Here is a 12,501-nt window from a genome sequence, read left to right on the forward strand (position 1 = left end):
CATGTGTATACGGGTAGTAGTTTACCCAAGAGCCCTGAGCATCAGAATTATGTTCTAACCCAAACGACCTGAATCGCCAACAACCTTAATTTAAGTCGTCAATATCCGTTTGTAGTAATGTTGTAGATTGATAGAAAGGTACCCTGTAATCACAAAAAACGTCGCGATAATCGTCACTAGACTCAACAACAAAGATAACTCGTAAGTTCTCTATTGATCGGACTGTTAGCCGACTACGTAACCAACCTGCGTAGTTCGTGTCCTTTAAGGCTTCGACACCGTAAAACCATATCCAACGAGGATATTCATTTTCTTTAATAGACTTGTTCAGCTTTTCTGACGACCTAAAATTGTCTCTATACTCTTTCAAATCAATGGTTTCTACCGCAATACCCAAAGATTCATTGATTCGGTTGATCTCCAACACAAATATGTCTGACAGGTTTGCACGAAACACATGATGCCTATACATGTTCAGGCTCCAAGTACACCTAACATATCGTTCAAGTCCTACCTCATAGTGATTAAAATTAACATCAATAGCTTCAAGCCTTTTTAAATACATGGGGAGCCTTTTAAACAAAAAACCACCAAGAGAAAGCTTGATGGTTTTGATTATTAACTGCTTGTTCAGCAGGTAGGTTGCTTTCTTCCTGACCTATTCTTGGCTGCCTATACGGCAGGACACTTGTGGTAGAAGACAGCTTGAATCGCCAAAAATTTCTTGGCTGCCTATACGGCAGGACACCATAGAACATAGTTATCAAGTCTCTGATTCTGCGTGCTTAAAGTCACAAATCGGGAAAATACCCTATAAAATTTACATATTGTAAGTCATTGTTTCTATTTATCTGAACAAGAGTTTTCAGAAAAGGGTTAACAGCGTAACTCAGGTACCGTGCCTCTTCTTTCTTGATTGGTGGCTAAACCATAGCTATTGAAGTTTGCTCCACCACGCTCACCGACAAACTCCTTTTGTACAAACAACATATAATCCTCCCCAGATGAACCGCTGGAGATTGGTATTCGATGAAAACTATCGATGACACGGTCTTCGTTCGTTACTGCTAATCGTTGTTCAGCCCCAGAAAGCTCGGCTCTCACCATGCTACGTTTAATTCGCCGTTTCTTCGAGCCTAAAAAGCTCTTGTTAATCGTTTGGTTGCGAACAAACCTTACTTCCCCCAAGTTCTCCGGTACCTCACAGATACTCGATAGTTCGAATAAACCTTCTTTCACCATCAAAGAAAAATAGGGCTGAAAAGAGAGTCCAATCATCATCTCTTTATCTTCAGCAACAAAGGCTATGGTTTGACCAACCGTAGATTCATTCCAATCAGGGAAGCTCACTCCAATCCTATTCATCGCTTGTCGATTATTGACCATAAACAAGTGCATTTGAGATATACAACGCCCTGCTAACAGCTCATAGTCGGCTTGAACAGGAGTATAACGTACACAGAAGTAGTAACGCTTCGTCATAGTCATCCTTACTTTGCTTTGGAACAATTGAAGAGGCCGCCTTTGATCAAGACAGACATAATAAAGTGCACATCATTTGGGATGGTCTGAGAAGCTGTCATTGTCTCAATCCAATTCTCTGTATTTCTGGCTAATTGGTAAAAGTCTTTTCCATGGGACACATGTCGCCTTGCTATAACGTACTCTCGATCAGCGCCATATTCATTCACTCTTAATGGCTTATCTGCGTTTTCATGCCACCAATCATCAATCGATTGTAGCGCTGCACCAATTTTTTGTCCGTGAAACGCGACGGTTTCCTTTCCGCTCAAAAGCTCTACTGTGGCTAGCTGCTTAGTAGGAATTCCATCTTCTCGACGATCCAAAAACTCTTGGCTTGGGTAAACCTCATCTCCCCAGCCAACCCGCAGTTTTGCTTTGATGTCCATGTAGAAGTATTCGGTTGGGTCAGACAGTGCTCGCTCGAGATAGACTGTAAGCCTTTCTAAGCATTCTGTTGAATTACCATCCCAATGACCATACCAAGAGAGTTTTTGAACATGTTCGACAACAAAAGTATCTAATTCACTGGTCGTCACTTCAATAGTGATATTTCTACACTCACGATTTCGCCATAACCAAGTACCAAGCAAAATGTTCTTCGCATAACGATGGGCTAACTCTTTGTATCCGTTAAGCTCTTTATAAATTTTAGCAAGCATAGACAGTTTGCTGCGTACTTCATCATTACTACAGATATCTGGTGTTAACGAATTGGCTCGAATTCGAAGTGAAAATGCGCAATAAATTTCATCAACGCCGGGTTTTACATAGCACTCTTCGATGAACTGCGGGTTCGAATAGGTCAAGTCTTGAGGGGCAACATTCTTGTCGACGAACTTGTTCCCCTTGTATGCTTCTGAATAACTCCCTTTTGGTGCGCGCAATCGGGTTTTATCTACATTAAGGGGGCACATCTCACCACTGTCGGATAGATAGTAGAAATAAGCTTTACCAGCAGAAAGTGATCGGACATAGTTCAACTGAGTGCAAAGTTCCATAAACGATTAATCCCTATAGTTTTTTATAAGAATAGTTTCGCTACTGCATTCTATCGACCAAAAGGCGTGGTTTAAAAAGTGATCTCGTCCACTAAAACGGACCTCTATCGGGTTTACTCGCTTAGCAAGCCCTATCGCATTCTCCGCATAAGCATGGCAACCTGTGATTGCGTTATCCCGCTTAGTTGGATGCTCTAATAAATGGTAACCAAGAGAAACGGGCAAGTTATCATCGTCTTGAATGAGCAACCGCTCTAACTGATCAAAACTAGTAGGTTGCTTTTCACTTGGGTATAACCATCGCCCGTATGCAGGTAATCCTTTTAAAACATGGAAAAGTTCACTCCTGCCTGTAAATGTTCTAAGCCACTCAATCTGCGTCGATAGCTGTGGTTGGTATAATGCCCCTCCGGCGAAAGCAACGGGAAGGGCCGTTTTAAGCGCTGATCTAAAATCTGAAATTCGGCTTTCACTATGAACTCTGATAACTAAGTCTATTTCTAGGTCCGCCAATCGTTCACTACGAATGGTTGGTCGTTTCGCATTAGAAACCGTTCTAGCTTTGGCCACTGAATTAGGTTCTGTCAACTTGGCTGTTGATTGAATATTCTCGTTTCGAACATAAAAAGCGAAACTCGAAAACTCAACTGAGGAACCATTGTTAACTAATTGATTAAATTTCCTTTGATAATCGTGCATGAACCCCCAAATGGCCGTCAAAGACGGCACACCACACAAACAAGGGTTACTCATCGCTACCGCGTCTTGCACTCTCATTGACGACAGGTAGATATATTGCTCCCCCGTCACCATATCTTGATTGTTAATTGGCTTACTAAGTTGCTCAAGCACCCATGTCACTTGGGCTTTAGCTACCTGCATCAGTTTTGGGTGATAAGCAAACTTGGCAGAATAGATATTATTTTGAAACGCGAGATGTAAGCGTCGGTTAAACTCACCAGCCAAAGAACCAAGCTCCCATTCTGGTAACGACAAAAAGGCTTGAGCTAAGGTGTCGTCATGCTCTAGTTGCTGCTGATTGGATTCATATTCGGCGATATCTCTTAGCTCAATGAGTGGAAGCATCCACAAGGCTATCTGCTTTCGTAAAATCTTACTCCTAACCTGACGAGCTCTTTCTCTTTGCCGCTGTGTTTTGGCTGGCTCAGACCCAATTAGGCGATTTAGTACCTGACAAATTTTGGCGTTAGTTACCTGATAGTCATCAAAGTAATGACCACTCTTTTGACGGCTTGCCGTTAACGTCCCACCCTTGGTCTGTTTAACGTCTAGCGGGTAATTTAGGACTCTCATATACCCACCCAAACTGCCACACAGGTTCCCAATACTGGCAGAGTTAGGCAGTGACGAAGAGACAAAACTGAACTTGTTTTCTGGACTTCGCGCTCTTATTTCTAGTTCGCACTGAAGAGCGTGACTCACAACGGGGGTGATCGAAACATAATCATCCCCCCAAGGAAACCGTAATTGCTTACTGTAAACACTAACACTGTTGGGAAAACTATTTTCAGGAAGTTGTTCTTCAATTGCACGTTGTAAGCGAGCAAGTGATTTCACATCCAAGCCAAATTCTGTAAGTAGATCGAGCCAAACTGGGTTTTTCTGCTGAATAAGCGAAAGAATACACACTGGCTGTGATTGCCATTTAAAAGGATTCAGTAACCATAATGTGTGACGATAGACAGCAGAATTATGAGCCCATCCCAATCGCTGATCCAATCCTGCACTTGAAATAAACTCCTCGGTTGTAGAAAGAGGTCGCGCAATTATCCGTTGATCCTTAACACGACAGTCTGGAAACTTTAGGTTATGAGTGTGGAACCACTGAATTTCAGCAAGAGAGGCATCTAAGTTTTCAGAATCTTTTAAATACCGTTGAGCTCGGGCTACATCCAACCAATCCAAGCACCTATCAGCTTGATGACTAGAACTGAGATTGAGCAAAATCGTCAACGTTTCTTGTTCATACCCTTCAACACAAACGTCTTCGGTATAGGGCATGAACATCTTTTTTAGAGCAGTTTGTTTTATTGCTTCGTCTTCAATTGCTAGTAGATCACTTAATTTCGTCATAATTACCACTCAGGTAGATACACGCTTAAACCGTCATTTTCAGAGCACATGCGAGTCAACTTTGTTTCGATGACACTTCTTAGGGTGAACGCTGATTCATGACAGGCAATTTTGGTATGCATCCTCGGCCTAATCGCTGCTTTAATCTCACCAAACTCATACAACCGATACACCTCATCCGTTGTGCAAGCAAGTAATGTGGACGCTTCTAAGGAGCTTAATAGCACATCGCCTACATTCCCTTTGCTACTTAAAGGTAGTGTTGCCATTAACTTTGTAAAATAGGCTAACATTTGAGTGAGCACGCTATTCCGATTTAACTGCCTACTTGGTAACTGGCGGCAATCTTTAAGCAAAGCGCCAAAAACTTCATTGAAAAACGTCTTTTTCCAATCTTTGATTCGAATGAGATCGGCTTTGTTTACCAACTCATCGAGTTCCTCCTCCAGCACTCTTGGCCAACAAGAACAATACTCAACAAATGACTCAAAACTGATGTTCTCAATATCGCCGTAACGATTAACGTACCATAGTAAAAAGCCATAGCGCTCAGAGAGCGTCATTTTAGCATTCAATAATCCCAAAGGTTTTGAGTCATTTCCTGACAACCATCGAGCAACCAGTAGCGCAGCCACTGGCGCATCTGCAACCGGTGAGTTGCGGAGTTCAAAACCGCATTCGCACTGGCTAATACTCTCAGTGGTTTGGTACTCTAATCTCGATTGGCACTCTGGGCAGTGATGAACCAATTTACAGCTATGGCGCTCACAAACTTGGTAAGAGATAAATTGCCACAGCTGGCGAATGTATGGGGCCTCACTAATACATAAGGGGCAAATAGGCGTGAAGCGTTTAGCAAGAAAAACAAAAGGATAATCAGAACCCAACCGATGAACGGCTTTGTATGCGGGAGAAAATTGAGCTTTTGAATGTGATAGCGCGAGACGCAGTACACCAAAGTTGTTGAGCTTTAATTGGTTCTCAAGATGGATAAGCACTCGCACCCGCATTTGGCTTGTGGTTTGCGCGTGGTAGATATTGATTCGGTTGAGCTCAAGAGGGAAAGCACCGGGAATCGCTTCATGCTGATCCAACGTGTCATACCAGATGTCTTCAGCAAAATGAGAAAATCGCTCGTAGCCTTGTTCTTGCGATAAGCGCAACAAGAAGCTTTCAAGCGATTCGTCAGGGTAAAGTTGAATGTCCGTTTTCACATACCACCATAATAAAACTTAGATTATCTAAGTTTTATTATTGCTGCTATTTTAATTAAATCAAATTTAGTGGGTCAGATTGTGACTAAAGAACATAACTAATATCGAGCAAAGTGTCGACTCTATTTTATTAAGCCTTCAATTAACGTTTGCAACGACGCATTCCACTCTTTCCTCTTAACAGAACTTGAACTTTTTAGATGCCAAACATGCTTTTTTAGTTGGTTGCTAATAGTAATCTTCCATTCCTCATCATCCGGAAGTACATCCAATATCTGTTCAAACGCAAACAACATCTGTGCCACAAACCAGCGGTATTGAATATAATCTTTTTGATTAACTTTTAGCACCTGTTCATCCGCATAAGCAAAATCCGGCAATTGTAGGCACAACTCCAAAAACCTTGAATAAGCAGAGTATGCAGTGGCGCGTCTAGCTTCTTCTTTTGAACTAGTCCATTGTCTATAAGCGAAAACTGCAGTTACAACGGCAACAATACAAATAACGATATTGGCCAAACTTACCCATAGACTGAGGTCAAGCAAAGCGGCCCAACCTGTTTTAAAACATGTCATTTTCTATCCTTTTTCATCGTTACGCCTGCTGGTTGTGTTTTAATGACTTTATCAGATTGCATCCCTTCACCTACGTTGTCACGCCTAAAATCAAACATATTCATTTCAAAAGTGTTGATGGATACTTGGTTACTCCCACGGCTATGGGCAATCAAGCGATGATACGGTTCACTATATGGAGCTTTTGCGCAAGAGCCTCCGTACTCTCCAGAGTTTACTAAGACTACAGGTTGGAACATATGGTAGTGAAGCGCGTCAATCATACTATCGAATGTATTAACATCTTTATTTAGTGCACATACAATGTAAGCGTTGGACTTATCCCGTAAGTCTGCACTTAAGGAAATATCTGTCGCGTCATAACAGATTGAGCCTGTAAGCATAAAACCTGGGTCGTTAGGAAACCTAGGATGTTTAAGTTCAAGCATCAATTGATACGGTCGCCATGACTGTATATGGCTTTTTTCAGCAGACATCATATTCTGCTTGCCTTGAAACCGGATAAGCTCCTTTTGATTGGTATTTGCCTTTGATGGTACGATCCAAACAGCGCAGTTATTTGGCCCTTTAACACCTTCCTGCTCAATATAAACTAACCCCGCATAGATGATTGCATGGCTCTTACGCGATAATGCGATCAGAATATCCATATCATCTCGATGAACTGAAAGTTCAGGCCATACGATTAAATCAATTTTTTTACCTCGTTCATTACGTTCTTCATCAGTTACTCTCTGGGTATCAATATGCTTGCAAACTAATGCAGCCACATCGGCAATGTGCCTTCGATGAATCGAACGAAACTTAATATCATCCAACATCCAACCGCAATCAAAGTCACTAATTCTTGGTAGCTTCGATTGAACCATTGCGACCGTCAGGTCACGCTTATCAGTGCTCCAATCAAGAGTTACTAACTCTATCAAGCTAGGCATTTTTGAGTGCGTACAATACATCTTTTCTAAAGTACTTAAGCGCTGAACAATTAGATGTTTAACAGAAGCGATAGTCCATTGGTTAGGCCATGTATAACCTTGATCGTTAACATTAATACCAGGCCAAATGAGAAGTTTTGATATCAGTGTGGTTAGCCAATGAGAAACCTGCGCAGACTCACCAGCTATTGATTGTGGCGTATTCATCATCCCCAACGACCTTTTATCTTGGCTAGTTTTAATACCTCGATAACCAAGCTTTGTTGGAATGGACGAGCCAAAACCAGACCAGTCTATATTCCCGACTAATGCAGATCGTGCGCAAATTGCTATTTTTTGGATCGCACTAATTTCAGGGGATTCACCAGTTAGATGTGGACTCAGAGGGGACTGAGATTCGGTAAGCGCAAGGCTGATTTTTAACTTAGAATTGAACAGCTCTTGTTGGGGTGTGCGATGATAGCTAGCGTTTTTGAGCGCCACTTTAGTTTGTATAACGTCTATCAGTTGATTGGTTTTAGCTTCAAGTAATTGCTTAGGCTCTTCCAATAATGTCAACATTAATTTGAGCAACATGACTTCATTCGCTAAAGGATTATCATCTCGTAGCGTAATGCTCAGTAATGACTTGTCTCCACTAATCTTATCCAGCGGCCCGATGGAAGCTTTACGATCAATCGCATATTGCTTAGCAAGTGCTTTGATACTCGCTTGTTTTGCCCATTCAACACCAAGAGAACGTGCATACCTGATCAGGGCTATGAACAAACTTAGATTTTGCGAAACAATTTTGGTTAATATATCTAAGCAAACATCAGAGGGTAACTTTGCCAAAACACACGAAATTGATCGATTCAAAGATTTATTGTCATCGCTAAGTTGCGCTGCAAGCAACACATTTGCAGCAACCCGAGAAGCATTGAGCGCGCTATCAAGTGATATTTCCCTAAACCCCTTGATAAGCTTGATGATCATATCGTGATCAGCGTTATTTGACCTTTCTTCTAGGTTCGAATCTCGTCTACATAGCAGTAAAAACTGTGCTTGCTCTAGCAACAGATCGAAATTACCGCGACTATCGCCTGCATCATGACAAACCAACATTGCGTGATGTTGAAGATGCTCGAAATATTCATCATATTTAGCATGAAGTGGAATAAATTTTGGATCTAAACGGTCAATAACAATCGCGCTATGACGATATACTTCGGATAAGCAGTATCGTGCAACCGCTTGAATTTTTAGCTCCGGTTCAGCTAACTTCTTATTCAGCTGATCTAAAACAGGCTCTAAAATACGACTACATGGATAAAGTTCTAGCCCTTTTTTAAGTAACAATACGAGTGAAGGGTCATGTGACCATGCCGCTATCAAGCGTCTTGCTAAGCGCTCTTGCAAATAGTCCCAATCACCTGCAATAGGGCTTCCATTAGCATCAACTTCATGGGCGCTGAAATTACGAATGCGTTTGAGTAGCTTGGATATTTTATTGGCAGCAAAGCGTTTGATTGTATCACCACGAACATCAAGTTGGCTTTTATTTATTTGAGCAAGCCTATTTGGGGTACACGTATCATCTTGTTCCGGTACTTGGCCACTAGCGACGATAGATAGTAAAGATTCTAACTGGCCTAGGGTTTCTTGGGACTCATCAAATGCAATTGGCCCACTAAGTTTTTGCTGAATATGGGTAAGTTCTTTAGATATCCCAGCTACACGTGGCTGATAGCGATGTATTTTAGTTTTACCATTGTTTAACTTAAGGTCATCTAGTTTAGATTTTGTGATGACTTCTTTGATAGTTGCAATGACGAACTCTTTAACATCAAATTTAGAAATCGGAGTATCAGGAATTTTAGGAGTCGCAGATACAACCAAACGCATGTCATCAACATATCGGCAATAATCAACCAAAGTGACTTCAATATCAGCAATACAGATTTTAGGTTTCAATATACTCCCAATTAAATCCCTAACATTTTCGTCAAACTCAAGCATGTATACGTTAGCTAAAAATCCGCCAGCTACTAAACCCTGTGGAATTCCTTTTGGTGCAGACATCACCTCTTCATTTTTACAAACCTTATTAAATTCCATAGCAGCCTGTTCACTCCACTCCCAAGTTTCAAAGGCTGCAAGTAATTTATTAAGATATTTAACTTCTCCTGCGGGTTTAGTTTCCACGCTAGCGACAGTTTTTATGAGTTCACACAACTTTTTGCGGTTAACCAAATCAAAAAACTTGGCGAGGTCTAAATCTAGAATGAATACTTCATGATTATCATCAAGTTCCGTTCTCGCTTTCTTTGCAAAATAGAAAGGGCGCTCTAAAAACTTCCGGTTATCTACAAAAAATTTACTGTAAGTGGTGGTGCTACCATAACTGTGCTCCGCATTACCCTGTTCATCGTAGCGGCAATAAAGGCGATTACCGTAACTCACCACTTTTGTTTCATGTACAAACTCTAGCTCAGCGCTGGGATCACCTTGCCTTGTTTCTACCTGATTACCTATACACATCATCAACAAGGTCATAATACTTTGTTCACGAATAGGTATATGTGCAAGTGGTCTCAATGAAAATGGTAAATCATCAGGTTTTTCAGTGCTCTTTTTAATTTCTTCAGAGTTCTTGTTGTATTCATCCAAAGCTTGATTTTTCGGCTTCCAAGTTAAACATTCTTCAGAACCAAAACCTGTCTTTTTGAACTCCCAGTTATGTTGCTTAGGTGCGGGTACAAGTTCTAAAGGCTTAAAAATCAATTCATCTTGTTGTAAATCACTGCACCACTGTTGTGCACTTTCCAACAACGATAATGCCGACAAGTCCAGTTCAAAATTGTCGGCATACCAATTAGCAGTACGGATATATTGATGACTTTTTTTCCATGCAAGCGTCATCAACAAACTGTCAGTTAAGTAATCGTCATCTAAGACAAGCTGCTCATATTTCTTTGCAATACTTGGCATGGTCTAGTTCCTTAAACAGCCTGTTCAACAAGTGCGTACGTGAGCTTAAGTTGAGTAGTCTGAGAGGCTTTTAATCGAGCTTTACGTTGAACCCAAATTCCTAATAACTCTTTAACTTTAGTTACTAACCACCCAACGTATTTAATCGCAGGAGGTATGAATTGGGTAATAATGTTGATTTCAGATAACTTAGCTTTATTAATGCTGCTGACCATATGGTTTACTCGTACAGAGACTCAATAGCCAATCAGTATATCGTAAAGCCAATATAAATCCGAGCGCGCATCATTCACGGTGTAATTAAGTGAATGTTGCGATAACTCTTTGTTTAAAATCACCTAAACGTAATTCGTGATAACCTTCGAAATCAGAGTGAAAAGTGTTTTGAATCCCATTGATTTTTGACCAATTTATCTGAGTTGACGACTCTCCAGATATCATAATCTTATCGTTCAACAAATCTGTAGGGGTAAAACTCTGTGCTTTATCTGGTTCATCAGTCTGTTCATTCGCTTTAATAAATAAACACGACTCTGGAATATCCTGTTCAATTCTTTCAGCAAACCCAATCAAACTTTCTTCAGCAAAGGTATACAACCATGCTTCTTGGTTCAGTGAGTCGTTAACTCTTAATATTCTTCCAAGGACCTGTCTGAAATAGAGTTCTGTTTTCACTGAGCTCATATGACAGCAAACCTGAAGCCTTGGGATATCGGTACCTTCACTTATCATCCCAACACTGACTATCCACTGAACATTCGAGTGTCGAAAAGATTCAATTTCACTTAGTGGGTTTACATGGTGATAAGTCACAATGCTGGCTGATTGATTAAACCGCTCGACCAAGCGTTTTTGAATATCTTTCGCGTGCTTGATAGAAGCAGCGACCACTAATCCACCTGCGTTTGGAGAAAACTGCCTGATCTCTGCTAACTTTTGGCAGCCACTACTCAAGATGTAATGCATCGCTTCTTCATTGTGAATGACGCTTTGATAAGAAACATCTGATTGTTTAAGGCACTCCAAAATGGACGCAAAATGTTGTCTATTGCCGCCAGACGTAATACTCAAATGCTCGTTATCGATTAAGGCAATGTTCGGTTGGCGACAAACTCCGTCTATAACAGCTTGCTTTAAACCATATTGATAATCGCAAATAAGCATCCCTTCCGGGTCAGAATATTCTGCCATCACAATCGGCAGTCTATCTGAACGCCAAGGAGTGCCTGATAATGCCAGCGTATATCGTGCAAGTCCTTGTATCTTTGAAACTATCTCTACACCCCAAGAGTTTGATCGACCATCTTCTTCAAAAGAACAATGATGAATTTCATCAAATACGACTAAGACTCGATGTTTGCTGATAGTGTTCCAAAAGTTATCGTCAAAAAAACGGATCGATTGGTAAGTATAAGATCCTCCCAGAGAACCTAACCCTCCGTTAAATGAGCACTCTAATTTCCATGCAAACGTTTTTTGCATCCCTTCAGCTACGGACAAAGATGGCGAAAAACAGAGCACTAAGTCAATCATACCTTCTTCAAATAACCGTCTTGCCACCTCGGCAGCCATAACGGTTTTACCTGCACCCGGAGTGGCTTGGCAGAAGAAATGCGGTCGACTATTGGATGCAAATTTCTTGATGGCCAGCTGTGCACAGTCGGCTTGCCACACTCTTAACATTGTTGAGCCTTGTCTTGTGCCACTTTGATCCAATTGGTTAGTGCATTGATTTTGCCTAATAACTTGGCTGATCGCTCTCTCGCTACGTTAAATAAGGGTTGCATCTTTTGTTTACTGTGTGGGAAACGCGTCAATAGCGACTGATATTCCTCTATCTCTCCTAGCGTAATCTCAAGCTCTCCTTCATATTGTTTTTTCTCTTGCTCCAATACCGTTAGAGGTGTATCAGCAGTTTGAATCGCTATTGGATCAACGTTAGCTTTACTCTTTCTAGCCGCTCGGGGCTCGACTGTGAGCGCTTTGAACTCACTAGTCTGATGGTAACGTTTCAATCTGTGAGTCCCAATAGTGGAAAGCCAACCTTTCTCCTCAAATGATAGCAGTTGCTTATAAATATACTTTCGAGCGTCATCCTTACTCGGGAAGATCACACTACTGTTTAGTAAAGCATCCCTAGCATCTATAACTGAAAAGTCATCCATTCCTTTTTCAATCAACAGGTTAAACA

Annotated in this window: 8 protein-coding genes; all 8 read right to left on the reverse strand. The window is 41.2% G+C overall.

Annotated features, from left to right (window positions below):
• Positions 1-876: 876 nt before the first annotated feature.
• Positions 877-1,482, reverse strand: coding sequence for a type I-F CRISPR-associated endoribonuclease Cas6/Csy4 (gene cas6f, locus CAG60_RS04850; RefSeq protein ID WP_161438405.1), 606 nt, complete (start codon positions 1,480-1,482; stop codon positions 877-879).
• Positions 1,483-1,490: 8 nt separating this feature from the next.
• The gene (gene csy3 / locus CAG60_RS04855; protein ID WP_161438406.1) at positions 1,491-2,522 is read right to left on the reverse strand and encodes a type I-F CRISPR-associated protein Csy3; all 1,032 of its coding nucleotides are present in this window, start codon (positions 2,520-2,522) and stop codon (positions 1,491-1,493) included.
• A 6-nt stretch (positions 2,523-2,528) separates the two neighbouring features.
• Positions 2,529-4,616 carry a type I-F CRISPR-associated protein Csy2 gene (locus CAG60_RS04860; RefSeq protein WP_161438407.1) on the reverse strand — a complete coding sequence of 696 codons (2,088 nt, stop codon included), beginning with the start codon at positions 4,614-4,616 and terminating at the stop codon, positions 2,529-2,531.
• A 2-nt stretch (positions 4,617-4,618) separates the two neighbouring features.
• A complete protein-coding gene (locus CAG60_RS04865; protein ID WP_161438408.1) occupies positions 4,619-5,830 on the reverse strand; it encodes a TniQ family protein in 1,212 nt (403 codons plus the stop codon).
• 122 nt (positions 5,831-5,952) lie between these two features.
• Complete coding sequence (locus CAG60_RS04870) at positions 5,953-6,405, reverse strand: hypothetical protein (protein ID WP_161438409.1); 453 nt, start codon at positions 6,403-6,405, stop codon at positions 5,953-5,955.
• On the reverse strand, positions 6,402-10,310 hold the full coding sequence (locus CAG60_RS04875; protein WP_161438410.1) for an RNA-directed DNA polymerase: 3,909 nt from the start codon (positions 10,308-10,310) through the stop codon (positions 6,402-6,404). The genes CAG60_RS04870 and CAG60_RS04875 overlap by 4 nt, the downstream gene beginning before the upstream one ends.
• Positions 10,311-10,610: 300 nt before the next feature.
• On the reverse strand, positions 10,611-11,993 hold the full coding sequence (locus CAG60_RS04880) for a DEAD/DEAH box helicase (protein ID WP_161438411.1): 1,383 nt from the start codon (positions 11,991-11,993) through the stop codon (positions 10,611-10,613).
• The coding region (locus CAG60_RS04885; RefSeq protein ID WP_237667749.1) for a hypothetical protein at positions 11,987-12,501 on the reverse strand (515 nt) is incomplete at its 5' end. The genes CAG60_RS04880 and CAG60_RS04885, both read right to left, overlap by 7 nt.

The sequence above is a fragment of the Vibrio sp. V33_P6A3T137 genome (assembly GCF_009904835.1).
Lineage (GTDB): Bacteria > Pseudomonadota > Gammaproteobacteria > Enterobacterales > Vibrionaceae > Vibrio > Vibrio metschnikovii.